The 26,985-nt window shown below is 70.7% G+C and carries 32 protein-coding genes; 15 read left to right on the top strand and 17 right to left on the bottom strand.

What is annotated here, in order from left to right:
• The first annotated feature begins 16 nt into the window (after nt 1-16).
• Entirely contained in the window at nt 17-391 is a 375-nt protein-coding gene (locus tag AB0I72_RS08230; RefSeq protein ID WP_358564348.1) for a VOC family protein, read from the top strand.
• 64 nt (nt 392-455) lie between these two features.
• Here the strand turns inward: AB0I72_RS08230 and def are convergent, their stop codons facing one another.
• Both def and AB0I72_RS08220 read right to left on the bottom strand, forming a co-directional pair.
• Nucleotides 456-1,124: a peptide deformylase gene (def, locus tag AB0I72_RS08225; protein WP_358564346.1), complete on the bottom strand. Its 669-nt coding sequence runs from the start codon at nt 1,122-1,124 to the stop codon at nt 456-458.
• Nucleotides 1,125-1,233: 109 nt separating this feature from the next.
• Nucleotides 1,234-1,677 (bottom strand): SMI1/KNR4 family protein, encoded by a 444-nt coding sequence (locus tag AB0I72_RS08220; protein ID WP_358564603.1) that lies wholly within the window; start codon nt 1,675-1,677, stop codon nt 1,234-1,236.
• Between the two features lie 341 nt (nt 1,678-2,018).
• Here AB0I72_RS08220 and AB0I72_RS08215 point away from each other — a divergent pair, with 341 nt between their 5' ends.
• Complete coding sequence (locus tag AB0I72_RS08215; RefSeq protein WP_358564345.1) at nt 2,019-3,287, top strand: sensor histidine kinase; 1,269 nt, start codon at nt 2,019-2,021, stop codon at nt 3,285-3,287.
• Entirely contained in the window at nt 3,239-3,901 is a 663-nt protein-coding gene (locus tag AB0I72_RS08210; protein ID WP_358564343.1) for a response regulator transcription factor, read from the top strand. Before AB0I72_RS08215 ends, AB0I72_RS08210 begins: the two co-directional genes overlap by 49 nt.
• 170 nt (nt 3,902-4,071) lie before the next feature.
• Here the strand turns inward: AB0I72_RS08210 and AB0I72_RS08205 are convergent, their stop codons facing one another.
• Nucleotides 4,072-4,668 (bottom strand): short chain dehydrogenase, encoded by a 597-nt coding sequence (locus tag AB0I72_RS08205; RefSeq protein WP_358564341.1) that lies wholly within the window; start codon nt 4,666-4,668, stop codon nt 4,072-4,074.
• Nucleotides 4,669-4,738: 70 nt separating this feature from the next.
• On the opposite strand from AB0I72_RS08205, the gene AB0I72_RS08200 reads away from it, so the two are divergent.
• Nucleotides 4,739-5,605 (top strand): LysR substrate-binding domain-containing protein, encoded by an 867-nt coding sequence (locus tag AB0I72_RS08200; protein ID WP_358564339.1) that lies wholly within the window; start codon nt 4,739-4,741, stop codon nt 5,603-5,605.
• A gap of 59 nt (nt 5,606-5,664) precedes the next feature.
• On the opposite strand, the gene AB0I72_RS08195 is transcribed toward AB0I72_RS08200, so the two are convergent.
• From AB0I72_RS08195 to AB0I72_RS08175, 5 genes are all read right to left on the bottom strand, one after another.
• A complete protein-coding gene (locus tag AB0I72_RS08195; RefSeq protein WP_358564337.1) occupies nt 5,665-7,620 on the bottom strand; it encodes an AMP-binding protein in 1,956 nt (651 codons plus the stop codon).
• Nucleotides 7,621-7,777: 157 nt separating this feature from the next.
• A complete protein-coding gene (locus AB0I72_RS08190) occupies nt 7,778-8,950 on the bottom strand; it encodes a multidrug effflux MFS transporter (protein WP_358564601.1) in 1,173 nt (390 codons plus the stop codon).
• A gap of 243 nt (nt 8,951-9,193) precedes the next feature.
• Entirely contained in the window at nt 9,194-9,631 is a 438-nt protein-coding gene (locus tag AB0I72_RS08185) for a DUF3037 domain-containing protein (RefSeq protein WP_358564335.1), read from the bottom strand.
• Nucleotides 9,628-10,395, bottom strand: coding sequence for a HipA family kinase (locus tag AB0I72_RS08180; RefSeq protein ID WP_358564599.1), 768 nt, complete (start codon nt 10,393-10,395; stop codon nt 9,628-9,630). Before AB0I72_RS08180 ends, AB0I72_RS08185 begins: the two co-directional genes overlap by 4 nt.
• A gap of 323 nt (nt 10,396-10,718) precedes the next feature.
• A complete protein-coding gene (locus AB0I72_RS08175) occupies nt 10,719-11,441 on the bottom strand; it encodes a hypothetical protein (RefSeq protein ID WP_358564333.1) in 723 nt (240 codons plus the stop codon).
• A gap of 150 nt (nt 11,442-11,591) precedes the next feature.
• Between AB0I72_RS08175 and AB0I72_RS08170 the strand changes: the two genes are divergently transcribed.
• The 5 genes from AB0I72_RS08170 (at nt 11,592) to AB0I72_RS08150 (ending at nt 16,321) form a co-directional block, all read left to right on the top strand.
• On the top strand, nt 11,592-12,659 hold the full coding sequence (locus AB0I72_RS08170; protein WP_358564331.1) for a MoxR family ATPase: 1,068 nt from the start codon (nt 11,592-11,594) through the stop codon (nt 12,657-12,659).
• A gap of 5 nt (nt 12,660-12,664) precedes the next feature.
• Nucleotides 12,665-13,633, top strand: a complete 969-nt coding sequence (locus AB0I72_RS08165; protein WP_358564329.1) for a DUF58 domain-containing protein — start codon at nt 12,665-12,667, stop codon at nt 13,631-13,633.
• A gap of 78 nt (nt 13,634-13,711) precedes the next feature.
• On the top strand, nt 13,712-14,659 hold the full coding sequence (locus AB0I72_RS08160) for a VWA domain-containing protein (protein WP_358564327.1): 948 nt from the start codon (nt 13,712-13,714) through the stop codon (nt 14,657-14,659).
• A gap of 142 nt (nt 14,660-14,801) precedes the next feature.
• Nucleotides 14,802-15,536 (top strand): HAD family hydrolase, encoded by a 735-nt coding sequence (locus tag AB0I72_RS08155; RefSeq protein ID WP_358564325.1) that lies wholly within the window; start codon nt 14,802-14,804, stop codon nt 15,534-15,536.
• A complete protein-coding gene (locus AB0I72_RS08150; protein WP_358564323.1) occupies nt 15,533-16,321 on the top strand; it encodes an NUDIX domain-containing protein in 789 nt (262 codons plus the stop codon). Before AB0I72_RS08155 ends, AB0I72_RS08150 begins: the two co-directional genes overlap by 4 nt.
• On the opposite strand, the gene AB0I72_RS08145 is transcribed toward AB0I72_RS08150, so the two are convergent.
• From AB0I72_RS08145 to AB0I72_RS08110, 8 genes are all read right to left on the bottom strand, one after another.
• Complete coding sequence (locus AB0I72_RS08145; protein ID WP_358564321.1) at nt 16,309-17,568, bottom strand: APC family permease; 1,260 nt, start codon at nt 17,566-17,568, stop codon at nt 16,309-16,311. The two genes, AB0I72_RS08150 and AB0I72_RS08145, sit on opposite strands and share 13 nt — an antisense overlap.
• A 213-nt stretch (nt 17,569-17,781) precedes the next feature.
• Nucleotides 17,782-18,288 (bottom strand): dsRBD fold-containing protein, encoded by a 507-nt coding sequence (locus tag AB0I72_RS08140; protein WP_358564319.1) that lies wholly within the window; start codon nt 18,286-18,288, stop codon nt 17,782-17,784.
• Between the two features lie 105 nt (nt 18,289-18,393).
• Nucleotides 18,394-19,497: a methyltransferase domain-containing protein gene (locus tag AB0I72_RS08135; protein WP_358564317.1), complete on the bottom strand. Its 1,104-nt coding sequence runs from the start codon at nt 19,495-19,497 to the stop codon at nt 18,394-18,396.
• Nucleotides 19,494-20,300: an MvdC/MvdD family ATP grasp protein gene (locus AB0I72_RS08130; RefSeq protein WP_358564315.1), complete on the bottom strand. Its 807-nt coding sequence runs from the start codon at nt 20,298-20,300 to the stop codon at nt 19,494-19,496. The genes AB0I72_RS08135 and AB0I72_RS08130 overlap by 4 nt, the downstream gene beginning before the upstream one ends.
• On the bottom strand, nt 20,300-20,554 hold the full coding sequence (locus AB0I72_RS08125) for a hypothetical protein (protein ID WP_358564313.1): 255 nt from the start codon (nt 20,552-20,554) through the stop codon (nt 20,300-20,302). Before AB0I72_RS08125 ends, AB0I72_RS08130 begins: the two co-directional genes overlap by 1 nt.
• A 32-nt stretch (nt 20,555-20,586) precedes the next feature.
• Nucleotides 20,587-20,796: a hypothetical protein gene (locus AB0I72_RS08120; RefSeq protein ID WP_358564311.1), complete on the bottom strand. Its 210-nt coding sequence runs from the start codon at nt 20,794-20,796 to the stop codon at nt 20,587-20,589.
• Entirely contained in the window at nt 20,789-20,992 is a 204-nt protein-coding gene (locus AB0I72_RS08115; protein WP_358564310.1) for a hypothetical protein, read from the bottom strand. The genes AB0I72_RS08120 and AB0I72_RS08115 overlap by 8 nt, the downstream gene beginning before the upstream one ends.
• On the bottom strand, nt 20,989-21,189 hold the full coding sequence (locus AB0I72_RS08110; RefSeq protein WP_358564308.1) for a hypothetical protein: 201 nt from the start codon (nt 21,187-21,189) through the stop codon (nt 20,989-20,991). Before AB0I72_RS08110 ends, AB0I72_RS08115 begins: the two co-directional genes overlap by 4 nt.
• A gap of 110 nt (nt 21,190-21,299) precedes the next feature.
• Between AB0I72_RS08110 and AB0I72_RS08105 the strand changes: the two genes are divergently transcribed.
• Entirely contained in the window at nt 21,300-22,151 is an 852-nt protein-coding gene (locus tag AB0I72_RS08105) for a helix-turn-helix transcriptional regulator (RefSeq protein WP_358564306.1), read from the top strand.
• A 2-nt stretch (nt 22,152-22,153) separates the two neighbouring features.
• Nucleotides 22,154-22,321 (top strand): DUF397 domain-containing protein, encoded by a 168-nt coding sequence (locus AB0I72_RS08100; protein ID WP_358564304.1) that lies wholly within the window; start codon nt 22,154-22,156, stop codon nt 22,319-22,321.
• Nucleotides 22,322-22,382: 61 nt separating this feature from the next.
• Here the strand turns inward: AB0I72_RS08100 and AB0I72_RS08095 are convergent, their stop codons facing one another.
• Nucleotides 22,383-22,766 carry a hypothetical protein gene (locus AB0I72_RS08095; RefSeq protein ID WP_358564302.1) on the bottom strand — a complete coding sequence of 128 codons (384 nt, stop codon included), beginning with the start codon at nt 22,764-22,766 and terminating at the stop codon, nt 22,383-22,385.
• A 158-nt stretch (nt 22,767-22,924) separates the two neighbouring features.
• Here AB0I72_RS08095 and AB0I72_RS08090 point away from each other — a divergent pair, with 158 nt between their 5' ends.
• The 4 genes from AB0I72_RS08090 (at nt 22,925) to AB0I72_RS08075 (ending at nt 26,893) form a co-directional block, all read left to right on the top strand.
• Complete coding sequence (locus tag AB0I72_RS08090) at nt 22,925-23,587, top strand: methyltransferase (RefSeq protein ID WP_358564300.1); 663 nt, start codon at nt 22,925-22,927, stop codon at nt 23,585-23,587.
• Between the two features lie 135 nt (nt 23,588-23,722).
• Nucleotides 23,723-24,283 carry a TrmH family RNA methyltransferase gene (locus AB0I72_RS08085; protein ID WP_358564298.1) on the top strand — a complete coding sequence of 187 codons (561 nt, stop codon included), beginning with the start codon at nt 23,723-23,725 and terminating at the stop codon, nt 24,281-24,283.
• 226 nt (nt 24,284-24,509) lie between these two features.
• Nucleotides 24,510-25,889, top strand: coding sequence for a hemolysin family protein (locus AB0I72_RS08080; RefSeq protein ID WP_358564296.1), 1,380 nt, complete (start codon nt 24,510-24,512; stop codon nt 25,887-25,889).
• The gene (locus tag AB0I72_RS08075; protein WP_358564294.1) at nt 25,886-26,893 is read left to right on the top strand and encodes a hemolysin family protein; all 1,008 of its coding nucleotides are present in this window, start codon (nt 25,886-25,888) and stop codon (nt 26,891-26,893) included. The genes AB0I72_RS08080 and AB0I72_RS08075 overlap by 4 nt, the downstream gene beginning before the upstream one ends.
• The last annotated feature ends 92 nt before the right edge of the window (nt 26,894-26,985 follow it).

Below are 26,985 nucleotides of genomic sequence, written 5' to 3'. Positions count from 1 at the left end.
CACACCAAGGACCCACGTGAACCTCGACATCGACGCCATCACCATCGACTGCGCCGACCCCCACACCCTCGCCACCTTCTGGTCCCAAGCCCTGGGCCACCCCCTCCACCCCGACGACCAACCCGGCGACCCCGAAGCCCTCATCCGCCGCCCCCAGGGCCCGCCCCTGCTCTTCCTCCGCGTCCCCGAACCCAAGACCACCAAGAACCGGCTCCACCTCGACCTGAGCGCCGCCCCAGGCAGCACCCGCGACCAGGAAACCCAACGCCTCATCGACCTCGGCGCCACCCTCATCGACGACCGGCGCACACCCGACGGCGCCGGCTGGACCGTCCTCACCGACCCCGAGGGCAACGAGTTCTGCATCGTCCGCGCCGAACACGAACGCTGAACACACCACACGGGGGCGCCGCGGCCCACCGCCGCAGACGCCCCCGCAACACACCCGCGAACGCTCAGCCCGCCAGCTCACGCTCCAACTCCGCGGCCCGCTCCTCACGCCGCTCGAACACACTGGCCGACATCTCGTTCATCTTCTTCAACACACGCTTACGCTCACGCTTGGACAACCGGTCCACATACAACCGCCCCAACGTGTGATCCGTCTCGTGCTGCAAACACCGCGCGAAGTACCCACTGCCGCTGATCACCACCGGCCGACCATCCCGGTCCACACCCCGCACCGTCGCGTGCTCGGCCCGCCCCAGATCCGCGTGCGGACCCGGCACCGACAAACACCCCTCGCTCTCCACGACGACCGCGTCGTCCAGATCACGCTCCTCCAGCACCGGATTGACCACATGCCCCACATGCCGCACACCATCGTCATCGGGGCAGTCATACACGAACAACCGCCAATCCACCCCGACCTGGCTACCCGCCAACCCCACACCCTCGGCCGCGTACATCGTCCGGAACATGTCGTCGACCAACCGACCCAGCTCCGCCCCACCCCACATCTCCTCAGGAACATCCACACCCGGCCGGTGCAACACGTCCTCACCCGTCACGGTCACCCGCAACACCCGGCCACGCGCCGCCTCCGGGGCCAGCGCCGGAAAGTCCGCCACCTCCCGCCCCTGAACGACGGCGGCCACCTGCGCGGGCGTCGACTGCTCCGACATGGTCCTACTCTCACAACGTGCTCGGGGAGACAACAGGTGGCACAACACCACCCCAACACCCGAAAAATAGCACGAAACGGCTGGTCAACCACGCACAGTATCCACCACCTCAACGAAACCAGGAATTCCCCTGGATCAGACACCGCGCCAAGTAGTCCCGCAACGACACCACCACCAACCGCCGCCGATCCGACTCGTGATCCCACACCACGATCCCCGGCCCATAGTCCGTATGCACATACGCGAACTGCGGACCCATGTCCGAATCCCCGAAGAAGATCATCTCGTCGAACGGCGCGTACAACTCCAGATAGTCCGGCTCCACACGCATCGCCAGATTGTCCTCGACCAACCGCCGCGCACTCCACACCACCGCATCCCCGTACTCGTTGGTCACCCCGTCGGTCTCCCGCAACAACGACGCCAACTCGAACGGCAACGGCAGCATCAACCGCCGCTCCACCTCCGCCAGGGTCACCTCATCAGCCGGACCACTCAGATCGGCTTCGGGATACATCTGCAGGATCAGTTCACGCCACACACCCCCGATCATCACAGGTCGTGGCAACCCACGGGAAATCGCCAACGGCGAGTCGACCCGAAAACCCACCCCGCCCACCCCCACCCCACCGGGAATACCCGCAGGCCACACCCCGTTCCCCCCACAGCGGGCCGGTGCGGTAGCAAGTGTCCCCCGGGCTCCAACCACAGCCTTCGCGGAACACCGCGCCCACCGGGCGGACAGGAGCCGCGTTGTGCCACGCGCCGAGAGGCGACCACCACACCGGCCCGCCCCACCACACCCAACACACCCACCTGCGTGCACACCCCCACCCCACCACGATTCAATAAACCCACACCCACACCCACAAGGACACCCACCACCCACCACCCATGACCACCACACACCGCACCCACCGCCCCGGCCCCCTCACCACCCTCGCCTACCTCTTCCTCCTCCTCTCCCAAAACATCGCCGCCCTCCTCCTCACCCCCCTCATCCTCGCCACCGCCGTCCTCACCCTCCTCTGGATCGGCCTCCCCTTCGTCATCCTCACCGCCACACTCCTACGCGCCCTCGCCGACGCCCAACGCCGCACCCTCGGCCACCTCCTCCCCCACGGCCCCATCCCCTCCGCCTACCGCCCCATCCCCCCAGGCAGCGTCCTCCGCCGCGCCACCGCCCACCTCACCGACCCCGCCACCTGGAAAGACATCCTCTGGCTCACCGGCGGAACCGCCAACCTCCTCCTCATCACCATCCCCCCCGCACTCCTCCTCCACGGCACCTACCAAATCGCCCACACACTCACCAACCCCCAAAACCCCCTCTACGGCCTCTACACCCCCCACACCACCACCGAAACCCTCCTCCCCCTCCTCACCGGCGCCCTCCTGACCACCCTCGCCCTCTACACCGCCCCCAAAGCCCTCCACCTCTACCTCGCCTTCAACCAACTCCTCCTCGCCCCCAACGAAAAAGCCCGCCTCACCGCACGCGTCGCCCACCTCGCCACCAGCCGCGCCAACACCATCGACACCCAAGCCGCCGAAATCCGCCGCATCGAACGCGACCTCCACGACGGCGCCCAAGCCCGCCTCGTCGCCCTCGGCATGAACCTCGGCATGGCCGAACAAATCATCGACCAAGACCCCACCACCGCCCGCGACATGCTCACCGAAGCCCGCGAAACCACCCGCCAAGCCCTCACCGAACTCCGCGACCTCGTCCGCGGCATCCACCCACCCGTCCTCGTCGAACGCGGCCTCCACGGCGCCGTCCACGCCCTCGCCCTCACCCACCCCCTCACCACCACCGTCGACGTCGACCTCCCCGGCCGCCCCGCCGACCCCGTCGAATCCGCCGCCTACTTCGCCATCGTCGAACTCCTCACCAACACCGCCAAACACGCCAACGCCACCCACGCCTGGATCCGCATCAACCACGGCCGCCACCGACTCGTCATCACCATCACCGACAACGGCACCGGCGGCGCCACCGCCACCCCCGGCAGCGGCCTCACCGGCATCAAACGCCGCCTCGACGCATTCGATGGCACGATGAACATCACCAGCCCCCCGGGCGGCCCCACCATCGTGACCCTGGAGATCCCGTGCGCGTTGTCATCGCCGAAGACCTTGCCCTCCTCCGAGACGGACTGATCCGCCTCCTACAAGCACACGACTTCACCGTCGTCGCCGCCGTCGACAACGGCCCCGACCTCCACAACGCCCTCACCGAACACAAACCCGACGTCGCCGTCGTCGACGTCCGCCTCCCACCCACCTTCACCGACGAAGGACTCCAGGCCGCCCTCGCAGCCCGCGCCCAGATCCCCGGCCTGCCCATCCTCGTCCTGTCCCAACACGTCGAACAGCTCTACGCCCGCGAACTCCTCTCCGACGACACCGGCGCCGTCGGCTACCTCCTCAAGGACCGCGTCCTCGACATTGGCCAGTTCATCGAAGCCGTCCGCCGCGTCGCCGCCGGCGGCACCGCCATGGACCCCGCCGTCATCTCCCAACTCCTCGCCCGCCAGGACCAGAGCGGCCCCCTCGCCCAGCTCACCCCCCGCGAACGCGAAGTCCTCTCCGAAATGGCCGAAGGCCGCTCCAACTCCGCCATCGCCGCCCGCCTCTACATCACCGAAAAAGCCGTCAGCAAGCACATCAACAACATCTTCACCAAACTCGACCTCCCGCCCTCCTCCGACGACAGCCGCCGCGTCCTCGCCGTCCTCGCCTACCTGTCCTCCACGAAAATGCCGCCGTCCTGACGCGTCGCCCGCTCGACCCGACCCCCACCCCACCCCGAACAGCGGCCGGCCATCGTCGAACACCCGCACACCGCCCTGACACGACGCGGGGCCGACCCTCGCACAGGCGTCGACCCCGCTGTTCGACCTCCGCCGAGCCACCACGCCGACGTCAGCTCAGGCAACCTCCCCTACGGCACGAAGACCTGCCCGGTCTGAGCACCCTCCACGGAACGGACGTACGCCCGCGCGACATCGACCAGATCCACCGACGGCATCCCCGGGAAGAAGTCCCCATACCGGCCGAGGCTCTCGGTGAACACCGTGGGACTGACCGCGTTGACGCGCTGCGGAGCGATCTCGACGGCAGCGGCCCGCACGAACGCCTCCACCGCACCATTGGCCATGGAGGCGGCGGCGCCCAGAGGAATGGGCTCGCGTGCCAGCACCCCGGTGACAAGGGTGAAGGAGCCCCGCTCGGCGACACGGGAGACCCCTTGCCGAACCAGATCGATCTGGCTGAGGACCTTGCCGCGGAAAGCGGCCAGATAGTCCTCGGGGACCAACTCGGTGACCGGCTTGTACGGCACGTGACCGGCGGCGCTGACCACGGCGTCCACCCGACCCGCCCGATCGTAGACTTCGGCGACCTGCACCGGGTCGGTCACGTCATAGCGCAGATCACCACCGCCGCGCCCCACGGTGAGGACCTCGTGCCCGCGGATGTCCAATGCCTCGTGGACGGCCGTACCGAGCGTGCCAGTGCCGCCGATGAGAAGAATCTTCATGACCGCGACGCTACGGCCCGACCCCGACCAGAGGGAAATGCCTTCTGGAAAGCACTTATACTCCAGGGTTATGAATGTGGAGCTACGACACCTACGCGCCCTCACCGCGATCGGCGACCAGGGGACCATCACGGGCGCCGCGACCACGCTCCACATCAGCCAACCCGCGCTCTCGCGCACCCTGGAGCAACTCGAGAACCGTGTCGGAGTGCGGTTGGCACAGCGCACCACACGCAGCCTGACCCTCACCGACGCCGGCCAACGACTGTACGAGCGCGCCCACCTGATCCTCCACCAACTCGACGACGCCCTGGCCGAAGCCGCCGCCGGAGTGCGACCACTACGCCTCGGGTTCGCCCGGGCCGCGCTCGGCGACCGAACGGTACCCGTGCTGCGCGCCTGGCGCGAGAACCATCCCGACACCCCCATCCAGGTACACCGCCGCGAGGACCCCGAAGCGGCACTGCGCCGAGGAGAGATCGACGCAGCACTCCTGCGCACCGCACCCGCCCCGAGCACCGGCCTGGAGGTACGGCTGCTCCACCGGGAGCGGCGCCTGGCCGCCCTGCCCGAAAACGACCCCCTCACCCACCACCCGACCGTACGGTTGAGCGATCTCGCCGACCGGTCGATGGTGCTGTGCTCCACCGCTCCCACCACGAACGACCTCTGGGCCGACACACGGCGCCCCCACACGATCGAAGTGGCCAACGTCGACGAATGGCTCACCGTGATCGCCATGGGCGACGCCGTAGGAATCACCGCCGAGGCCACCGAACACCACCACCCGCACCCCGGCGTCCACTACGTCCCCCTGACGGACGCACCGCCGGTGGCGGTCCTCCTGGCCTGGCAGCGCACCCCCACGCATCCGGCCATCCCCGCTCTGCTCACCCACCTCCAGCGCATGACCGACACCGCAGGACCCGGGGCGTAGCCGCGAGCCGCGGCCCCCACGGGACCGCGGCCTCCTCGACCAGGACCTACCCCGGCGTCCTACCGCTGATCACGACGCACCCGGTACAACCCGTCGATCTCCTCCGAGAACGCCCGCAGCACCGCCTCACGCCGCAACTCACCCGACGGAGCCACCAAACCCGACTGCACCGTGAACTCCTCCGCCAACACATGGAACGACCGCACTGCCAGATGCCGCGGCACACTCCGGTTGGCCTCGTACACCAACCCCTGCACCTCCCGCAGCAGCTCCCGATCCCCCGCGATCTCCTCCGGCGCCATCGACAACGGCCGACCGTTCACCAACCGCCAGTACTCCAACTGGTCACGCACCAACGTCACCAACGCACTCGCGAACGGCCGCCCCTCCACGATCACCAACACCTGACTGATCAACGGATGCGCCCGCAACCGAGCCTCGAACTCCGCCACCAGCGCCGCGTCACCGCCCGCCGCACCGTCAGCGGACCCCGCCTCCGGACCATCGGCCACCGGCACCACCGGAGCCCCCACGACCGCCCCCTCCAACGGCCCGGTCACCTCCGACGGACCCGACTCCACCCGCCGCGCCACCACGAACCGACCCGGCACCTCCGCCACCGCCGCCTGCGGACGCAACCGGCCACTCACGCGCACGAACCCGCCGCCGTCCACCTCGCCGGCCACACCCGTCGCCAGCCAGTCCTCACGGAACGCCGAACCCGAAGCCTCGCCATCGGCCCAGTACCCCGAGAACAGACCACCACCGCGCACGTGGATCTCGCCCTCACGCGACACCCACACCTCACGGCCGGGCATCGCACGCCCCACCGACCCCGCCGACCGGTCCCCCTGCGCGTTGGCCGCGAACACACCGGCCGTCTCCGGCGTACCGAACACCTGCATCACCTGCAGACCCACACCGTTGTAGAAATGGTCCAAACGCTCGGACAGACCCCCACCCCAGCACACCGCCAGATGCACCCGGTTGCCGAACAGCTCCCGCACCTTGGCGAACGACCAGTCGTACATCGACCGCGACAGCTTCCGCCACGCGCCCTTCTTCGGAGCCCGGTCGAACTGCACCGCCGCCTCCGCCGCGGCGTTGAACGTCCCCAACGAGTCCCACCCCGTCGAGTGCGCCCGCACCCGCTCCACCTCATAGGCGCGCTCCAACAACCCCGCCGAACACACCAGCACCGTCGGCCGAAACGACTTCACCAACCTCGGCAACGAACCCGGCGCGGACAACCCCACCCGCACCCGGCCCACCACACACGCCAACAACGACGCCAACCCCGAGATCTCCGACAACGGCAGATCCACCAACGCACTGGCCCGCCCCGGACCCAACTCCGACAACCGGGGCCACATCCGATCCACCACACCGGCCGCCGCCGACAGCAGAGCCCCGTGCGAGAGCACCACACCCCGCATCCGCCGCGAGGCCGTGCTCATCGGGTACAGCACCACCGCCGCGTCCTCCGGCATCGTCGCGTCCCGCCGGAACCGCACGGCCGTGGCGTCCATGTACTGCCCCAGCCGGACGACCTCCTCCAGCCCCTCCTCCAACGGCCACACCCGACCCAGGTCCGGCAACTCCCGCTGCACCGCCGCGACCGCGGCCAACAACCGCCCACCCTCGACCACCGCCGCCGTCGGACGCGTCTCACGCACCACGTGCGTCACCCGCTCCACCGACGCCGACGTCGACAACGGCACCAGCACGGCCCGCACCGACCACACCGCGAACGCCAACGTCACCCAGTCGTGGTGCGTACCCGACACCACCACCACCCGGTCACCCTCGGACACACCCGCCGCGACCAGGCCCTTGGCGATCCCCGTCACGTCCGTGGCGAAGGCACCCGCCGTCCGCCGGTCCCACCCCGGCTCCGACGACGGCACCGAGAACGTCTCGGCGTGAGCGTCGGCGTTGGCCGCCTCGTACACCAGATCGCCCAGCCCCGACAGCTCCCGCGCCCGCACACCCGGGCTGACACCCGCCTCGCCCATACCCACACATCACCTGCTACGTCGGAGGACAGGCCCACCAGGCACGGGACCCGTCACACAAAAGGGGAACAGAAGCCCTACTGTGCCCGTACTCCCCGTCCAACGGCAACCCGGAGCGATCTGGTAAAAACCCTGCACAGAAGCCTCATACGCGGGTTCATCGGACCTTTGCGCGTGCCGACCACACGAACGCCGCGAACGACAGACCAGCCGCCGCCACCATCACCACGGCCATACTCCGCACCGACGCCTCACCCGACGGCGTCATCCCCGCCAACGCGGCCACACCGCCACCCAACGCGAACTGCAACGCCCCCATCAACGCCGAGGCCGTCCCCGCCACCGCCACCGGCTGACCATCCAGAGCCCTCACGGTCGCGTTCGGCATGATGAACCCGACGCTGAACATCATCAGCCCCAACAACCCCGCGACCAGGCCCAGACCCGCCACACCCGACAACGCGACCACCAACAGGGCCACCACCGCCGACAGCGCGACCACCAGCCCCAACCCCAACCGACGCGGCGTCTCCACACGACCCACCAACACCCCGTTGATCTGCGTCCCCGCCATCATCGCCAACGAGTTCACCGCGAACAGCCACGCGTACGTCTGCGGCGAGGCCCCGAACTCCTCCTGCGACACGAACGAGAACGCCGACACGTACGTGAACAACATCCCGAAGCTCAGACCCACGGTCAGCACCGGACCCATGAACCGCGGATCACGCAACAAGCGGCCCACCGTCGCCAACAGCTCCCGCGGCCCCCGCGCACGCCGCTCCGCCACCGGCAGACTCTCCGGCAGCCACACCAGCACCAACACGAAGCTCAGCGCCGACACCCCGGCCAGCACCCAGAAACTCAACTGCCACGGACCCACCAGCAACAGCTGAGCCCCCACCAACGGAGCCAGCAGCGGCGCCAACATCATCACCAGGGCCAACCGCGAGAAGAACCGCACCGCGTCATCGCCCTCGAACAGGTCACGCACCACCGCACGCGCGATCACCGCACCGGCGGCACCGGCCACACCCTGCACGAACCGCACCGCCGCGAACGTCGCCGCGTCCGGCACGAACACGCACAGCACCGACGTCACCGTGAACAACGCGACGCCCACGAGCAGGGGCCTGCGCCGCCCCCACGCGTCGCTCATCGGACCGATCACCAACTGCCCGACCGCGATCCCCAGCATGATCGCCGTCAGGGTCAGCTGGATCTGCCCCTCCGTCGCCCCCAGTTCACGCGTGATCTGCGGGAACGCCGGAAGGTACATGTCGGTCGCCAACGGCCCCACGGCCGTCAGCACCCCCAACACCAGCACCAACCCGGCGACCCAGCCACGCGAGCGAGGCCTGCCGGACGAAGGGGACCCACCGACGTCGGCGGGCGAGGACGCGGCGTGCACAGACGACACGGACACTCCAATACAAGGGGCGAAGGGGGGGAACGGGGCGGCCCACCCCCGGCGCGAAACCGGGCGTTGACCACCCCTTTACCAACACCACACACCGATGGATGTCTTCCCCACCACCCGGCCGACCCCTGTGATATTGGCTACTCCGCAGCCTCAGCGCACCAGCCGGTCCAGCAACCGCTCGACCTCCGCGGCCGGATCCTCCGTCAACCCCCCGTGGATCGGCCCCGTCTGCACGATCGTGCTCCGCGGCGCCGTCAACCACCGGAACCGCTGCCCCGGCCGCTCACGCCCCACCGCACCGGCCTCGGCGCCCCCGGCGCACATCACCTCGAAGGCCTCCAACGCACGCCGCACACCGGCCACGTCCACCCCCGGATCCACCGCCAGCAACCGCCGCTCGTCCAGCGCCGTCCGAGCCGCCAGGAACGCCCGCTCCTGGCAGTACACGACCACCCCGGCGTTGACGCACTCGCCCCGCTCCAACCGGGGCACCACCCTCACCAGGGCGTACTCGAACACCGCCCGATCGCGCTCCTCACCCACGCGACCGGTCGTCACCGCCTCGCTGTACCGCCTGACCTCGTTCACCGCGCCACCTCCGGCAGCCAGGAGCGATCCGTCGCACGGGCCAGCAGATGCCGCACGTACGCGTCCCGGACCTCGTCCGGGGATCCGAAGCCCGGCTCGTCCTCCAGCCACACGTCCGGCACCAGGCCCACCACCCGGTGCAGCAGCTCCTCGTCCACCCTCGGTGCCAGCTCGGCGTCGGCGGCGGCCAGGTCGGGCTTCGCCCCCGCCAACACGTGGTCGTGGCCGTCGTAGGGGCGGGTGACGTACCGCGCGGCCCCGGCCCAGTTGTGGTGGAAGATCAGCGTCGCCCCGTGGTCGATGAGGTAGGGGCGGCCGTGCCACAGCAGCATGTTCGGATTGCGCCACGAGCGGTCGACGTTGCCGGTCAGGGCGTCGAACCACAGCACCCGTCCGGCGAGCTCCGGGCCGACGTCGAAGGTGAGCGAGTCGAAGCCGAGCGACCCCGGCAGGAAGTCCATCCCCAGGTTGAGCCCGCCGCTGGCCCGCAGCAGCTCCTGCACCTCCGGATCGGGCTCGCCCCGACCGATCACCGGGTCGATCTCCACCAGCGCCAACTCCGGAACGGGCAGCCCCAGGGCCCGCCCGAGCTCGCCGACGACGACCTCGGCGACCAGCGTCTTGCGGCCCTGGCCCGCGCCGACGAACTTCACCACGTACATCCCCAGGTCGTCGGCCTCGACCAGTCCGGGGAGCGAACCTCCTTCGCGCAGCGGTAGGACGTACCGCGTCGCGATCACCTTTTTCAGCACGCGGTCCAGCATAGGGATCGGCGCGGCCCCGCCGTTCGGACGCGACCGGGCGGGCGCGTGGCTCAGGGACACGCAGCCGCCCTCGACCCCTCGCCCCAACCCATCTGTCACCAACCGCCCCACAAGGCTTCTTACGCAACGCTGAACACGTTCTAGGCCGGGAGCTGGACGGCCCCGACACGCCCGGGCGCGGATGTCAGGGGAGGGGTGCGGCGTAGCCGCGCGATCTTGGTGTTTCCGAGGCTGAGGGAATCAGCTCCGCCACCTTTACAGCGTAGATTTCAATGAGGGCCAAACGCGGGGGCGCCGCCACCGCGACACCCCTCCCGCGCCCGCTAGAGATGGTCCTCCGGATCGCCCTCCAGCTCGCCCTCACCCTCCGGGGTCGGGGCGGGGATGTCGGGCTCCTCCTCGCCCGGCCTCGGTGCGGGCTCCTCGCCGCCCTCCTCCCCCGAGGTGGGTTCCGCCGCCGGTTCGGACTCCTCCTGCTGGATCTCCACCGGCTGCCCGGGCGCGGGGATCTCCGGACGCGGGAACCTCGACATCCACCAGATCACCCCCGCCCCCAGGAGCAGCAACAGCACCAGGATCAGCCCCAGGGCCGCCGCCACCCACCAGTTCCCCTCCCCCGGCGCGACCGCGCTGTCCCGGCGGCCGTGCCAGGGCGCCCACCGCACCACCGAGCCGCGCCGCTCCCACGCCCAGTACGGCTGCACCACGGGGCCGTTCTCCGCGACCGGACCGCCCCGAGCCGTCCGCTCCAGCACCTCCCCCGCGCCGTCGGCGTCGGCCGGAAGCGCCACCCACAGGGCCGACCGACCGCGCGTCCGCGCCGCCAACACGTCGTCCCGGTCGTGGACGGCCCGTGCGAACCGCTCCCGCGCCTCGTGGTCGCCGCCGGCGGCGGAGTTGAGCATCACCACGCTCGCCTCGGCCCCGGAGGCGTCCCGCCCCAGGTAGACCACACCGAGCGCGGACTCACGCGTCCTGCCGACCAGCCGGAACCCACCCAACTGACGAGGATCACCCTCGTGCAGACCCTTGGTGGGAACCCCCATGTCACGCCCCCTTCCGGCGGTACGGCGCCGCACGCCCGCCGACGCTGTGTCCCCGACCGCGCCGACCGAAGCAGGTAATGTCGCCACAGGCAGGTGATCCACACCCTATTCGGCGCCGCCCGCGGGGGCGTCCTGTCGGGAAGGCGGAAGATGTCAGAGAACTCACCCGGAAGCGGCGCCGCGCCCTCGCCGGGCCCGGACAGTGCCCCGGGAGAGCCCACCAGGTTGCTGCGGGCGGCGCTCCACGAGGTGTCCACGGTCATCGTCGGCCAGGAACGCATGGTGGAACGGTCCCTCATCGCCCTGGTCGCCAAGGGCCACTGCCTGATCGAGGGTGTGCCCGGCATCGCCAAGACCCTGGCGGTGTCCACCCTGGCCAAGGTCACCGGCGGCTCCTTCGCCCGGATCCAGTTCACCCCCGACCTGGTGCCGTCCGACATCGTGGGCACCCGGATCTACCACCCCTCCACCGAGCAGTTCGACGTCGAACTCGGGCCGGTCTTCGCCAACTTCGTCCTCGCCGACGAGATCAACCGCGCCCCCGCCAAGGTGCAGTCCGCCCTCCTGGAGGTGATGGCCGAACGGCAGGTCTCGCTCGGCGGCACCACCTACCCCGTGCCCTCCCCGTTCATCGTCATCGCCACACAGAACCCCGTGGAGTCCGAGGGCGTCTACCCCCTCCCCGAGGCGCAGCGCGACCGCTTCCTGATGAAGGTCAACGTCGGCCACCCGCACGCGCACGAGGAGATGGAGATCCTGCGGCGCATGAGCACCACCCCGCCCACCGCCCACCAGGTACTCGACCCGGTCACCCTCGGCGAACTCCAGGCCGACGCCGAGCGCGTGCACGTCCACCAGCTCATCGCGGACTACGTCGTGCGCCTGGTCATGGCCACCCGCGAGCCGGAGAAGCACCAGATGCCGGACCTGCGCAACGTCCTGGAGGTCGGCGCCAGCCCGCGCGCCACCCTCGGACTGGTCGCCGCCGCCCGCGCGCTGGCCGTCCTGCGCGGACGCGACTACGTGCTCCCCGACGACGTGCGGGTGCTGGCCCGGGACGTCATCGCCCACCGCCTCGTCCTGACCTTCGACGCCCTGGCCGACGGGATCACCCCCGAGCAGGTCGTCGACCGCATCCTGTCCACGGTGCTGGCACCACGGGTGATCTGGGACGAACCGCCCAGCGGCGAGTCCGCCTCCCTCGCCGCGCCGAGGTGAGGGCCGTGTCCGAACCGGTCATCGGCACCGATCCGCGGCTGCGCGCCGCACTGCGCCGCCTGGACCTGCGGATCGTGCACCGGCTGGAGGGCCTGCTGCACGGCGAGCACCTCGGTCTGCGACTGGGGCCCGGATCCGAGGCGGCCGAGGCGCGGCAGTACCGGCCCGGCGAGGACGACGTGCGGCGCATGGACTGGGCGGTGACCGCGCGGACCGACACCCCGCACGTGCGCGACCTGGTCGCCGACCGGGAGTTGGAGAGCTGGACGCTGCTGGACCTGTCGCCCAGCATGGACTTCGGCACGGGTCTGCGCACCAAGCGGGAGGTGGCGGTGGGCGCGCTGGTCGCCGCCAACCTGCTCACCCAGCGGGTCGGCGACCGGTTCGGCGCGCACTTCCTGCACCAGGGCACGGTCCGCCGCTGGCCCGCCCGGTCCGGCAAGGAGGCGCTGCTGTCGTTGTTGGCGACGGTGGCGGCGGCCCCCACCGGGGACGTGGAGCACCCCTCCCCCCACCAGGCGACGCTGGCCGACGCGTGCACCGACCTGGTCCGCACCCGCCGACGGCGCGGTCTGCGCGTGGTCATCTCCGACTTCCTGGACACCCCCGTCACGGGCGAGTCGGTCCCCTGGGAACGGCCGCTGCGCCTGATGGCCTCCCGGCACCAGGTGCTGGTGGTCGAGGTGATCGACCCCCGGGAGTTGGAGGTGCCCCCGATCGGGAACGTGACCCTGCGGGATCCGCGCACCGGACGCGTACGCCAGGTGCGACTGACGCGGACGGTCAGCGAACGGTACCGTCAGGCCGCGCACACCCAGAGGGAGGCGATCCGCGCGGCCCTGCGGCGGTGCGGGGTGCACCACCTCGTGCTGCGGACCGACCGCGACTGGGTCCTGGACACGGCGCGGTTCGTCATCCACCAGCGGCGGACCGCCCACCACCTGGCCCGCCACACCCCGGGGACCCCCCGATGACCACGGAAGGGCTGAAGATGCGACAGCGACGGCGCGGGGGCGTCCCGCGGCACCGAGCCGACGCGCGGAGAGTATGACATGACCTTCCTCGAACCGCAGCGGCTGTGGTGGCTGCTGACCCTGCTGGTGCTCGTGGGCGCCTACGTGTTCGCCCAGACCCGGCGGCGCGGATACGCGGCCCGGTTCACCAACCTCGCCCTGCTGGACCAGGTGGTGCCGCACCGGCCGGACGTGCGCCGCCACGTGCCCGCCGCGCTGTTCATGTCGACGCTGGCGGTGTTGATCTCCTCCCTGGCGCTGCCCGCGATGCCGGTGGAGGCGCCCCGGGAGCGGGCGACGATCATCGTGGCGGTGGACGTGTCGCTGTCGATGGCCGCCACCGACATCGAACCCGACCGGCTCAACGCGGCCAAGGAGTCGGCGCAGGGGTTCGTGGAGACCCTCCCCGACCGGTTCAACGTGGGGCTGGTGTCCTTCTCGTCCGCGGCGACGATGGTCGCCTCCCCCACGCAGGACCACCAGGCGGTGATCGGGTCGATCGAGAACCTGCGGCTGGGCCCGGGCACGGCGATCGGTGAAGGGGTGTTCGCCTCGCTGGAGGCGATCCGCGGCTTCGACGAGGAGGCGCGGGAGGATCCGCCGCCGTCGGCGATCGTGCTCCTGTCGGACGGGGAGAACACCAGCGGTCGGGCGATCGAGGAAGCCTCGGCCGCGGCGGCCGAGGCGGGGGTCCCGGTGTCGACGATCGCGTTCGGCAGCGGCGCGGCGATGATCGAGATCGACGGGTACCGGGTGCCCGCCGACATCGACCGCGAGGCGCTGATGGAGCTGGCGCAGGACACCGAGGGCCACTACTACGAGGCCGAGAGCGAGACCGAACTGAACGAGGTGTACGAGGACATCGGTTCCTCACTGGGCACCGAGTGGGTTCACGAGGAGATCGTGACGCGTTTCGTGTTGATTGCGATTCTGCTCGGCACGGCCACCGCTGTGACATCACTCCTGTGGTTCCAGCGCCTTCCGTAACGCTCTGACCTCAGGGGACACGGGACACCACACTGCGTACAGTGATTCTGACCACATCCCTTTAGGCGGGGTTTACACCTTTTCCGTCGTGTCCACGGGTTAGCGTTGGCATGTTTTGTCCTGCCCATTCAGTTGAGGAACGATGCCGAACATACCCGCCGCGGCCCCCACCGCGATCTGCTTCGACCTGGACGACACCCTCATCGACGACAACGCCGCGTCGTCCACGGGACTGCGCGCGGTCATGGACCGGCTCGGACACCCGGACTTCGCCGCCGCACGCAGCCTCTGGGACGTGCAGACGGAGATCTCCTTCGGCGCCTACCTGCGCGGCGGACTCAGCCTGGAGCAGCAGCGCCGTGAGCGCATCCGCGCCCTGGCGGTCCAGGCCGGGCACGCCGACATCGCCGACCAGCACTGCGACGAGTTGTACCGCCTCTACCTCGACGCCCACCGCTCCGGGTGGCAGGTCTTCCACGACACCGTCCCCGCGCTCAACGCCCTGGCCTCGGCCGGGTACCGCCTCGCGGTGGTCACCAACGGCGTGGAGGCCCTCCAGCACGCCAAGATGCAGGCCCTGGAGCTGACCCCGTACTTCCACACCGTGGTGTGCGCCGACGCCGTCGGCGCGGGCAAGCCCGACCCCCGGATCTTCGAGACCGCCGCGCAGCGCCTGGGCGTGGACCCGCGCGCCTGCTGGCACGTCGGCGACCAGATCCAGTCCGACGGCGTGGGCGCCGTGGCCGCGCGCATGAGCCCGATCATGATCGACCGCCAGGGCCGTCAGCGGCTGGAGGGCGTCACCACGATCGCCAGCCTCGACGAACTCCTCCAGCTCGTGGGCCTGCCGAGCACGGCGGCCTCGGGGGCGCTGTGACCTCCGTCCCCGGTGGTGGGGCGGCGCGCCGCGTCACCGTGCACCTGGTCCACCACGGGCCGACCGGCCCGACCATCAGCGGACGGCGGCTGCTGTTCGGGGAGGACCCCGAGACGGTCGCCCGTACGCTCGGCGGGCTGCCCGAGGACGCCCCCCTGGTCGCGGTGGACGTGGTGTCCGAACCCGCGTCCACCCCGGCGGGCTACCTCATGCAGATCGACCGCGTGGTCTTCGCCGTGCCCGACGCCGTCCGCGAGTGGCCCACCGTGCTCCCGCCCGGCGGTCCGCGACCCCGCGCGGCCCAACTGGCGCCCGAGGAGGAGCACGCCGACCCGGGGCCGCGGCTGAGCCGTGTGGCCTCCTACGGGATGGTCACCGACCCCGCCGGGCGCGTGCTGCTGAGCCTGATCGCCGAGGGCTTCCCCGGCGCGGGCACCTGGCACCTGCCCGGAGGCGGGGTGGACGTCGGAGAGGACGTCCGCCGGGCCCTGCGGCGCGAGGTGTTCGAGGAGACCGGACAGGAGGGCGTCGTCGGCGAGCTGATCGCCGTCTCCAGCCACCACCGCGAGCGCCCCGGCGAACCGGAGATCCACGGGGTGTGGGTGTTCTCCCACGTGCACGTGGCCTCCCCGACCGAGCCGACCGTGACCGAGGTCTCCGGCTCGACCGCCGACTGCGCCTGGTTCACCCCCGAGGAGCTCGCCGGGCTGAGACTGTCGCGGACCGCGCGGCGCGGTCTGGAGTTCCTCCTGCGCCGACCCCGGCGCGCGCCTCACCGCCGCTGATCGCGCAGCCACCACAGACCCGCGCCGGCGGCCAGCACCGCCAGACCCGTGGCGCCCACCGGCAGGGGCAGGCTGCACGCCAGGACGACGCAGCCCACCAGCCCCGCGACCGGGACCAGGAGCGGCGGCCGGTTCTCGTGCGGGCCCAACCGCAGCGCTGAGGCGTTGGTGATGGCGTAGTAGACCAGGACGCTGAAGGCGGAGAAGGCGATCGCTCCGCGCAGGTCGGTCAGCAGCACCAGGGCGGCGACCACGGCGCCGACCGCGATCTCGGCGCGGTGCGGCACCCCGTAGCGCTCGTGGACGGCGGCCAGGCGGCGGGGCAGGTGGCCGTCGGCGGCCATCGCGGCCGTGGTCCGCGACACGCCCAGGACGAGGGAGAGCAGTGCTCCCAGGCTGGCGACGGCGGCGCCCGCCACCACGAGGGGGACCAGCCCCGAGAAGCCGGCCACCTGGACGGCGTCGGCCAGCGGGGCGGTGCTGAGGGAGAGCCGTTCGCGGCCCAGCACGATGAGCACGCCCGTTCCGATGACCAGGTACAGGGCCAGCACCCCGCCCAGGGAGAGCGCGATCGCGCGGGGGATGGTCGTGGCCGGATCGCGGACCTCGCCGCCCAGGGTGGCCACGCGGGCGTACCCGGCGAAGGCGAAGAAGATCATCCCGGCCGCGCCGAGCACGCCGAAGGACCCCGGCCAGGGCCCGAGCCCGTCCACCTCCAGGACGGCGGGCAGGCGCCCGCTGAGCCCCATCGCCACGACCACGGCGAGCAGGACGGCCAGCACCAGGGCGACCAGGATCTTGAGCACGAACGTGGAGCGCTGGACGCCCCGGTAGTTCAGTGCCGTGACCGCCGCGACGGCGGCCACCGCCACGGGCTTCTCCCAGCCGGGCAGCGTGTAGGCCGCGAACGTCAGCGCCATCGCCGCGCAGGAGGCGGTCTTGCCGACGACGAAGGACCAGCCCGCCAGGTAGCCCCACAGGTCGCCCAGGCGTTCGCGGCCGTAGACGTAGGCGCCCCCGGACTGGGGGTGGCGGGCCGCCAGTCGGGCCGAGGAGACGGCGTTGCAGTAGGCGACCGCTCCGGCGATGAGGATCGCGACCGGGAGCCAGGCGCCGGCGCCCACCACCGCGGGGGCGAAGACGGAGAACACCCCGGCGCCGAGCATCGCACCCGCGCCGATGGCGACCGCGTCGACGGTGCCCAGCACACGGGCGGGTCGGGCCTGGGCTCCGGAGGAGGTGGTCAACGGGTCTCCTTGGGTCGGTGGGGACCTTCCGAGTCTGCCCGATCCAGGTGACCAACCCGTGCGGTGTACCCGTGGTGAGGGTGGCCACTTCCGGTCTGGCCGATGACCTGCGATGGAGTCGGACGGTGACGCACCGCGACCGGGACCGCCCCGGGACGCGCGAAGGCCCCCGGCGGGGCGCCGGGGGCCCGGGCGTCGGCCCTGGCGGTCGGCTCAACTGGGCCGCCACGGGGTGCCGGTGTTCTCGTTGATGTCCTCGGCCGCGACCTGGCGGAGCTGACGCGAGAGGTCGGACAGCGCACGCGAGACGGCGAGCTCCTCCCCGATCTCGGGGACGTCCATGTCCGCCGGGTGCTTACGGGCCATGCCGTGGCCCCTCAGCGCCGTCCCGTCGTCGGCTACCAGGCCCACCTCGGCCCACGTACGCGCGGTGTCACCCTCGGTTTCCTCCGACACGACGACGTCCAGGTCCCAGCGCTTCGTCGTCTGCATCCTGCTCGCCCCCTCCGCCTGTTCGCCCGTGGCGCCGGGCGTGTGCTCGATGTGCGCGTCCGGTCCCGGATACACGAGGGTGTCGTGGCCCTCTTCGGTGTCGAGCCAGTGCACCTGGTACGGCGGTTCGCCGCTGGATCCGCGCACCTCGGTCACGACCCCGGTCCGGCGATGGGCGTCGGCGCGCGGGCTCTCGACTACGAGTCGGTCACCTACCTGTGCTCGCATGCTTCCCCCACAAACCTCGGCTACCTCCATCTTCTGCGTCCTCCGCCGCCAGGTCCGGGGCCTTGGCGATTTCGTTTCCGGTGGCATGGGAGGTTTTTGCCCGGGTCACGGAGGGAGAGGACGTCGCACCCGCACCCGTTGCCCCTCGGGAGTGACGGTGATCCCGAAGTCAGCGGGGCCGAGAGATCCCGACCGAACCCACCACGCGTGGGCTTCCTCCACCTGCTCCCACAGGTCCACCGGCCCCGCCACGTCCACGTCCCGGGCGTCGACCGGTTGGGCCCATGCGCCGTCCCGCTCCGACACCCCGGCATCCGGACCAAGGGCGATCGTCAGGTGGGGAGAGCGTGCCCACAGGGCGAACCGGAAGTTCGCGTCGGTCAGGACGGTGGGGTCGACCCGACTGCGACGGCGCTCGGCGTCGCGTAGGTCCCTGACGGGCGGCCCGAAGCACACCGAGGGGACGTCGACCCGGGTGCGGGCCGCCATGAACCCTCCTGGGTCGCTGGCCCAGAAACGGCCCCGGGCGGTTCCGTCACCGTCCACGGTCAAAGTGGCCAGACGTCCGATGTCAGCCGCCGGAGCCGACCGCACATCGCACACGATCCGCCCACCCGGCCGGGTCTGGGCCACCCACGCGTGCGGTATCCGCTCAACGGAGTGAGTGGCGATCACCCGGTCATAGGGGGCCCGCGCCGGATACCCGTGTGCACTGTCGGCGACGTCCAGGTGGGGGCGGTATCCGGCCGACGCGAGGCGTCGGCGTGCGGCCTCGACCAGCCCGGGGTCCAGGTCCACGCTGGTGATGTTCTCCTGCCCCAGACGTTCGCACAGCAGGGCGGCGTTGTATCCGGTTCCGGTCCCCAGCTCCAACACCCGTGCCCCGTCGGTCACGTCGAGCGCGTCCAGCATGGCGATCATGAGGGACGGCCGGGTGGTCGAGGAGGTGGGCAACTCCAGACCCGGGTGGTCGGGGTGCGCCTGGTGTTGTGTGGTCAGCGCCTCGTCGGTGTAGACGCGTTCCAACCAGGTGGGTTCGGAGCTGGACACACGCCGGTAGGTGTTGCCGTCGCGCTCGGCGAATTCGGGTACGAACACGTGGCGTGGCGTGCGAGCCACGATGTCGCGCCAGGGTGAGCCCCTCGGTGTGACGTCGTCGGCCAGGGCGGCGGCAAGCGGTTCCCACTCGGCGGTGTCGGGTCGTGTCATCGGGACGGCTCCGTGAGTTCGTCGCAGATCAGACCGGTCATGGGCGCTCCGGTCTCCTCCATCAGCCAAGCCCACTGTCCGGCCGGGTTCACCTCGTAGAAGACGGTCCGACCCTCGATGGTGATCGCCACAGCTTCGCATCCGGTACGGGTGACAAGGGCGCGAACGTCGTACTCGGCACGGACGTGTTGTTGGAACTGGTGGGCGGTGACGGTGACCCGGTCGTCGACCTGGGCCGCACGGGTGGGAGTGGTGTAGATGAGACGGGCTTGCCCGGAGTCGGCGACCAACTTGTGCATGAGCGGCTTGTACACCCCTGATCCGCCCTGGTCGGTGAGGAAGGCGCGGGCTGCCTCGGGGGTGTTGCCGACCCAGGTCGGGGGCAGGGGCAGGCCGACACGTGTGGCGGCGACGTACTGGACGGGTTTGTACTCGGCGTCGGCCATCGCCGAGGGGTGCGACACCCAGTGCGCGGGCAGGCTGGCGAGCACACCGCCCAGCCCGAACCGCGCTTCGACTCGGGAGAACCGTTGTTCAGCGGCGTTCATCGTCTCGGGCAGTTCAAAGGATGGGCATCGCCGGTGGTAGACGGCGGTGACGTCGGTCAGGTCCACCGAGGTGTCCGGTGTTCTCAGACGCCCGTCCCACCCGTCGGGGCCCAGGCGGGCGTCCAAGCTCGCGCGGATGGGGAAGTCGGACAGGTCGAAGGGCACGGGGCGGTGCCCTCGTCGCCGGAGTTCATCGGCGACGAGGCGGCCCTCGCCGTCGTCGAAGGCCATCAGGATCAGGACGGTGACCGGCATCAGTCGGTGTGCGTCTCGGTGACGGTGTCGGTTTCCAGTTTGCCGTCGTCGTTGTACTGGGTCCGCCGCGTCACGGGCTTGTTCTCCGTGGGCTTCTCGTGCCTGCCTGACATGTCGACCGGGCGGGGAACGACGGCGTGGTCCATGCCCCACGGTCGGTACGCGGAGGGCTGGGCCTCGCTGACGGGGACGCGGCGGCCGGGCAGGCCGGTGGAGAACCGGTCCTTGGCTGCCACGAGGGGAGCGTGTTCCATGAGGGTCTCTTCCTGTCGGTGACACGTGGGGTCTACCCCGGGTGCGGGATCGAGTTCGGAGGGTGGCCGGATGCGGTCAGGTGCGGGTCGAGTCGGACCGCTTCGCCCAGCGTCCGCACCGCGACCGAGTGGCGCATCCCGTGCTCGCGGATCAGTCGGTGGTAGGAGGTGGACCAGTCGCCTCGTCGGCCGTCCACCAGCCATTCGGACCGCCCCAGGTACGCGGCGTGTGCGTCACCCACGACCGTGTCCTCGTCGGTCGACGGTCAGCATCTGTCCCGCGGGGAGCTGGTACCAAGTGCTACCGAGCCGGACCTGGACCCGGCCGTTCTGGGGTGGGCGGATGTCGGTGACCACCCGCAGGTGGCCCGTGTGCATCCGCACGATGTCGTTGCGACGCAGCTCCCGGGCGGGCACATCCCGCCAGTGCGGGGTCACCTCGGGGTTCCCGCGGGGCGAGCGGCGGCGTTGAGGCGGATGTCGAGGATGTCCACCCGCGCGGCTCGGACCACGTCGTCGGCACGGCCCGTCTCGGCGTCGGTGTGGACCGCGACGTAGCCGTCTTCGGCTCGGGAGATCGTCCACGCGGGGTGGAGCCCGCGGAGGGCGGCGAGGGCTGTTATTGAGGCGTTCATGAATCCGTCCGGCGTCAGGTGGTGTCATTCACGTAGGAAAACCTCACCCGACGAGCCCGAACACGCCAGGGATATGCGCGAGGACGGGGAAACCAAGAGAAATCACGTGCATGCCTGTGTCAATCCCGGGCATTGTTGTGGGTATGGCACGTACGAAGGCCGATGTGGACCCCATGGGAATGTCCAGATTCGCACGAGAATTGGAGCATTTGAGAATCCGCGCCGGCCTCACCCAGACTGAGCTGGGGGCGCTGGCCGGCTACTCCCACCAGTCCATCGGTGCGGTCGAACGCCTGGACCGCCACCCCACACCCGAGTTCGCCCGGAAGGTCGACGAAGCCCTCGACGCGGGTGGCGCCCTCCTGGACCTTCTGCCTCGCAAGAACGGGTCGCGCAGACGCTACCTGCGCGAATACGTCGACCTGGAATTTCGCGCGCTCACGATCGACCAGTTCCAGCCCCAGGTCGTTCCGGCACTCCTCCAGACCGAGGAGTACGCCCGTGCCGACCTGGCCGCGTCCGTTCCACCCCTGTCGGTCGACCGGGTGGAGGAGCTGGCGACCGCACGGCTCAAACGCGGCGAGATCCTGCGCAGGAGTCAGCCGCCGATGGCCCAGTTCGTCATCGACGAGGGTGCCCTGCGACGTGTCATCGGGGGCCCGGAGGTGATGCGCCGCCAGTGGGAGGCGATCGCCGACCTCGCCCAGGCCCCCGCCGTCACCGTCCAGGTGCTGAGATTCGCGGACGGGGCACATCCCCTAACCCATGGGGCTTGTACGCTCCTGGGGATGACCCGGGCCGAGACCCTGCTGTTCGTGGAGACCACGGCCGGTGGACAGGTCATCACCGACCCGCCCACCGTGTCCACCACCCTCCATCGGTTCGGGGCCCTGCGAGCCATCGCGTCATCTCCCAGCGGGAGCCTGGCGTTCGTCCGGGAGCTCATCGAGAAAGGAAGTTGACCATGTACGACCACTGGCACAAGTCCAGCCACAGCTCGGGTGAGGGTGAATGCGTGGAGGTCGCCGAGGGTGCGGTCACCGCTGTTCGTGACACCCAGAATCGCGAGTCGGGGTACCTGGAGTTCCCCGCCCAGGAATGGAAGGCGCTGCTGAGCGTCGCCGCCCTGTAACACCCGACGCGCGGAGCGGCCCCGGGCAGGCGTGGCGCCCGGGGCCGCTCGCATCCGCGTTCTACCCGAGGGCCAGGGTGTCGCCCGTGGCCAGATCGATCCGGGCGTGGCGGGCCGCGGCCACGTTCGGGTCGCTGTGCCAGCTCAGCAGCTCCAGCCCCCACACCGCGATGTGGAACTTGTCGGCGAACAGCGCGTCGGTTCCGTCCACGTCCACGCGGTCGTAGCCGGCCCGGTCCATGAGCTGGATCAGGTTCACCCCGTCGGACCGGTCCGCCTGGTCGGGCCCGGGCTCGGTGCAGCACTCGATAGTCCGCTCGGGGTCCTGCTCCCGCAGGCCGAGATCGTCCGGGGGCGTGAGGGCTCCCCACAGGACCCGGAAGTCGAATTCGACTCCGCCGCAGGTGTGCAGGTTGCGGATGATCGTGAGGCGGTGAGTGTTCATGACCTTCGGTGTGTCCACATCCTCGCCGTATTACGCCTCGGTGGTTGAGTGGACACCGATCCGCCGTCTTTACGTCGTAGATTTCTTACCGGGCCCCGTCCGCCGCTGTTCGGCTTCGCCCGGGGCGCGGGGTGTCCCGGCCCTGGTAGCGTCACGGCGTGGCCCAGCACTACTTCGACTCCGACCCCGACGCCGCCAGCCGTCCCTCGACGGCCGACCTGGTCCTGCCCGATCTGCACCTGCGGCTGCGCACCGACCGGGGCGTGTTCTCCCCCGACAAGGTCGACCTGGGAACCCGCGTGCTGTTGGAGACGGTGCCCGCGCCCCCGCCGGAGGGCCGACTGCTCGACCTGGGGTGCGGGTACGGCCCGATCGCCCTGACGATGGCCTCGCGGGCGCCGGGAGCGCGGGTGCTGGGCGTGGACGTCAACGCGCGGGCCGTGGGCCTGGCGCGGCGCAACGCCGCCGAGCACGGGCTGGGCAACGCGCGCTTCGCGGTGGTCTCGCCCGAGGGCGGACTGGCCACGGACCAGGGGGCCGGGGCGGCGGAGGGCGCCCCCACGGCCGAGGAGCTGCTCGGTCCCTTCGACGCGGTGTGGTCCAACCCGCCGATCCGGGTGGGCAAGGGGGTGCTGCACGCGATGCTGCGCACGTGGCTGGGTCGGCTCACGCCCGAGGGCGTGGCGCACCTGGTCGTCCAGAAGCACCTGGGCGCGGACTCGTTGCAGCGGTGGCTGGACGCCCAGGGGCTGCCCGCCGAACGCGTGGCCTCGCGCGCGGGCTTTCGCGTGCTGGCCGTGCGGCGCTCCGAGGGCGCGTGATCGGCGTCCGGCCGCCGATTTTGCCTGATGTGTCCAGGGCCGGGAGTGCGGTGGCCCCGGGTGACCGGTAACCTGTTGCGAACACCGGACCACCGGGAACAGCCCGGCACCGACCCGCTGAGGAACACACAGCAGTTGAGCACGCAGTTGCGTCCCACGGACGTCAAACGCCTGAACCGCCAGTGGCGCAGGCGCACCGAGGGGCGGCTCGCCCTTCTCGTCGAATCCGTCACCCAGCCGTTCAACCTGGGGTCGATCCTGCGCACGTGCGCGACCTTCGGCGTGGACCAGCTGTGGCTCACGGGCAACAGCGCGGACCCCGACGATCCCAAGGTCGGCAAGACCGCCCTGGGCACGGCGGCCAAGGTGCCGCACACCCGGTTCGCCACCACCGGCGAGGCCCTGGCGGCGGCGCGCGGTGACGGCTACAAGGTGGTCGCCGTGGAGCTGGCCAGCGGCGCGGTGCCGCTGCACGCCGCTCCGCTGGAGCCGGACGTGTGCCTGGCCGTGGGGGCGGAGGACCACGGGTGCTCCCCGGCGCTGCTGTCCGGTGCGGACGCGGTGGCCTACATCCCGCAGATCGGCCGGGTCGGATCGCTCAACGTGGCCGTGGCGACCGCGATCGCCCTGTCCGAGGCGCGGCGCCGCGAGTGGGCGTCCCTCGGCGGAGAGGCCGACGCACCGGTCGGGGGCTGACCGGGGAACCTTTACCCCGCCCCCGATCGTCTTTCACTTCACCAGGACCACTCCAAGCACACCCAACGCGCGAAGGCGCAGAGAGAGGAACAGTGGACCCGTCCCGAAGTACCAGCAGCATCCCGCGTGGATGCTGTGACCCAGACTCCGACGAGCCTCCTTCTTCGTGGGGCCCGCACCCTCGTAGAGACCCCGCCGTGCGGCGGAACCAGGCGGTGCGTGCCCGATGAGCACCGTTCTCACCATGGCCGCCGGCATCGTGGTGATCCTCGTGATCATCGCCGCGAACGGCTACTTCGTCGCCCAGGAATTCGGCTTCATGGCCGTGGACCGCTCGCGTGTGCGGTCCCGGGCCGCGTCCGGGGACCCCGTCGCCCGGCGCGTCAAGAAGGTCACCGACCGCACCTCGTTCATGCTCTCCGGCGCCCAGCTGGGCATCACCGTGACCGGTCTGCTGGTCGGCTACGTGGCCGAGCCGATGATCGGTCAGGGAATCGGTGAGATCCTGGGCGTTGCCGGTGTCCCCGTGGCCACGGGCGTCGCCGTCGGCACCGTCCTCACACTGCTGTTCTCGACGGTGGTGCAGATGGTGTTCGGTGAGCTCTTCCCGAAGAACCTGGCGATCGCCAAGCCCGAACCGGTCGCCCGGTGGCTGGCCCTGTCCACGCTCGTCTACCTGCGTGTGTTCGGGCCCGTGATCTGGTTGTTCGACCAGGCCGCGATCCTGCTGCTCAAGGCGGTGCGGATCACCCCGGTCGAGGACGTGCAGCACGCGGCGACACCGCGCGACCTGGAGCACATCATCGCCGAGTCCCGCGAGACCGGCGACCTGCCCGCGGAGCTGTCCACCCTGTTGGACCGCACGCTGGACTTCCACGAGCGCACCGCCGGGCACGCGATGATCCCGCGGCCCGAGGTGGCGACCGTGGAGGAGGGCGACCCGGTGAGCCGGGTCGTCGAGCTGATGGCCTCGGACCACTCGCGTTTCCCGGTCCTGGGTGACGGCGTGGACGACATCGTGGGCGTGATCTGCCTGCGCGACGTCCTCGCCCTGGGCGAGCGCGACCTGGACCACATCAAGGTCACCGAGGTGGCCCGGCCGACGGTCATGGTGCCGGTGTCGCTGGCGCTGCCGGGCGTGCTCAACCAGCTGCGTGAGGCGGGCGAGGAGTTCGCCTGCGTGGTGGACGAGTACGGCGGCCTGGCCGGAGTCATCACGACCGAGGACCTGGCTGAGGAGCTCGTCGGCGAGATCGCCGACGAGCACTCCCCCGACGAGGAGGCTCCGGCGCATCTGGAGGGCGAGGGCGGCTACATGGTGCCCGGCGCCCTGCACGTGGACGAGGCCGAGCGTCTGCTCGGGCACGACCTGCCGACGGGCGACTACGAGACCGTGGGCGGCCTGGTCATCCACGAGCTGCACCGGCTGCCGGAGGTCGGCGACCAGGTCGACATCACCCTGCCACGGCCGACCAGTGCGCACGACGGGGATCCCGACTTCGCGCTGACCCTGACCGTGAACTCGGTGCAGCGGCACGTTCCGCACACCGTGGAGCTGCGACTGCGCGAACTGGCCGATGAGGAGTCCCGGGAGGTGCGGGCATGAGCGACATGAACCCGTGGGTCGCGATGGCCCTGACCGTGGCGATCATCGCGTTGAGCGCCTTCTTCGTGGCGATCGAGTTCGCGTTGGTGGCGGCCCGCCGGTACCGGCTGGAGGCCGACGCCGACCACAGCCTGGCCGCGCGCGCCGCGCTGCGCAACGCGCGTGACCTGTCGCTGTTGCTGGCCGGGTCCCAGTTGGGGATCACGCTGTGCACGCTGGCGCTGGGCGCGATCTCCAAGCCCGCCGTGCACCACCTGTTGGAGCCGCTGTTCCACGGACTGCCGCACGCGGTGTCCTCGACGCTCTCCTTCGTGCTAGCCCTGGTCATCGTGACCTTCCTGCACCTGGTGGTGGGCGAGATGGCGCCGAAGTCCTGGGCGATCTCGCATCCGGAGAAGTCGGCGAGGCTGCTGTCGGTGCCGATGCGGGCGTTCATGTGGTTCACCCGTCCCCTGCTGGTCGCGGTGAACGGCATGGCGAACCGGTGCCTGCACCGGGTGGGCGTCGCCGCGGTGGACGAGATGGTGTCGGGGCACGACCCCGACGACGTCCGCGAGCTGGTGGAGCACTCGGCCAAGGCCGGTGCGCTGGACACCGAGCGACGCGACCAGCTGGCCACGGCGCTGGAGGTCAACTCCCGTCCGCTGAGCGAGATCGTCACCCCGCGCGAGGAGATCGCGTGGGTGCCGCCGGACGCGGACCTGGAGGAGATCAAGCGGGTCTCCCGCGCCTCCACGCACCTGCGCCTGGTGGTCATGGAGCAGGGTGAGCCGGTGGGCGTGCTGCACGTGCGCGAGGCGTTGACCTGCCCGCCCGGGACGACCGCGGCGGACCTGATGCGACCGGTGCTCATGCTGCACGCGAGCACGCCGATGTACGCGGCGATGAGCATCATGCGGGACAGCCGCAGCCACCTGTCACTGGTCGAGGAGGAGGGCCTCATCGGTCTGGTGACCCTCCAGGACATCCTGGACCGGCTGCTGCTGCTGGAGGCCGCCGCCTAGCGGGCGGTCCGGGCACGCGTGAACGCGGGGGCGGGGGACGTGGTTCCCCCGCCCCCGCGTCGTGGGCGGCGTCTCAGCGCTCCGGAAGGAAC

The sequence above is a fragment of the Nocardiopsis sp. NPDC049922 genome (assembly GCF_040660275.1).
Classification (GTDB): Bacteria; Actinomycetota; Actinomycetes; order Streptosporangiales; family Streptosporangiaceae; genus Nocardiopsis.
This window is presented reverse-complemented; position numbering and strand designations above follow the sequence as displayed.

Bases quoted from the DNA above. Each gene is read 5' to 3' on its own strand.
- def (WP_358564346.1), bottom strand. From the start codon at position 1,124: ATGTCGGAGCAGTCGACGCCCGCGCAGGTGGCCGCCGTCGTTCAGGGG.
- AB0I72_RS08220 (WP_358564603.1), bottom strand. From the start codon at position 1,677: ATGATCGGGGGTGTGTGGCGTGAACTGATCCTGCAGATGTATCCCGAA.
- AB0I72_RS08215 (WP_358564345.1), top strand. From the start codon at position 2,019: ATGACCACCACACACCGCACCCACCGCCCCGGCCCCCTCACCACCCTC.
- AB0I72_RS08205 (WP_358564341.1), bottom strand. From the start codon at position 4,668: ATGAAGATTCTTCTCATCGGCGGCACTGGCACGCTCGGTACGGCCGTC.
- AB0I72_RS08200 (WP_358564339.1), top strand. From the start codon at position 4,739: ATGAATGTGGAGCTACGACACCTACGCGCCCTCACCGCGATCGGCGAC.
- AB0I72_RS08195 (WP_358564337.1), bottom strand. From the start codon at position 7,620: ATGGGCGAGGCGGGTGTCAGCCCGGGTGTGCGGGCGCGGGAGCTGTCG.
- AB0I72_RS08180 (WP_358564599.1), bottom strand. From the start codon at position 10,395: ATGCTGGACCGCGTGCTGAAAAAGGTGATCGCGACGCGGTACGTCCTA.
- AB0I72_RS08175 (WP_358564333.1), bottom strand. From the start codon at position 11,441: ATGGGGGTTCCCACCAAGGGTCTGCACGAGGGTGATCCTCGTCAGTTG.
- AB0I72_RS08170 (WP_358564331.1), top strand. From the start codon at position 11,592: ATGTCAGAGAACTCACCCGGAAGCGGCGCCGCGCCCTCGCCGGGCCCG.
- AB0I72_RS08160 (WP_358564327.1), top strand. From the start codon at position 13,712: ATGACCTTCCTCGAACCGCAGCGGCTGTGGTGGCTGCTGACCCTGCTG.
- AB0I72_RS08155 (WP_358564325.1), top strand. From the start codon at position 14,802: ATGCCGAACATACCCGCCGCGGCCCCCACCGCGATCTGCTTCGACCTG.
- AB0I72_RS08140 (WP_358564319.1), bottom strand. From the start codon at position 18,288: ATGCGAGCACAGGTAGGTGACCGACTCGTAGTCGAGAGCCCGCGCGCC.
- AB0I72_RS08135 (WP_358564317.1), bottom strand. From the start codon at position 19,497: ATGACACGACCCGACACCGCCGAGTGGGAACCGCTTGCCGCCGCCCTG.
- AB0I72_RS08130 (WP_358564315.1), bottom strand. From the start codon at position 20,300: ATGCCGGTCACCGTCCTGATCCTGATGGCCTTCGACGACGGCGAGGGC.
- AB0I72_RS08125 (WP_358564313.1), bottom strand. From the start codon at position 20,554: ATGGAACACGCTCCCCTCGTGGCAGCCAAGGACCGGTTCTCCACCGGC.
- AB0I72_RS08110 (WP_358564308.1), bottom strand. From the start codon at position 21,189: ATGAACGCCTCAATAACAGCCCTCGCCGCCCTCCGCGGGCTCCACCCC.
- AB0I72_RS08105 (WP_358564306.1), top strand. From the start codon at position 21,300: ATGCCTGTGTCAATCCCGGGCATTGTTGTGGGTATGGCACGTACGAAG.
- AB0I72_RS08100 (WP_358564304.1), top strand. From the start codon at position 22,154: ATGTACGACCACTGGCACAAGTCCAGCCACAGCTCGGGTGAGGGTGAA.
- AB0I72_RS08095 (WP_358564302.1), bottom strand. From the start codon at position 22,766: ATGAACACTCACCGCCTCACGATCATCCGCAACCTGCACACCTGCGGC.
- AB0I72_RS08080 (WP_358564296.1), top strand. From the start codon at position 24,510: ATGAGCACCGTTCTCACCATGGCCGCCGGCATCGTGGTGATCCTCGTG.
- AB0I72_RS08075 (WP_358564294.1), top strand. From the start codon at position 25,886: ATGAGCGACATGAACCCGTGGGTCGCGATGGCCCTGACCGTGGCGATC.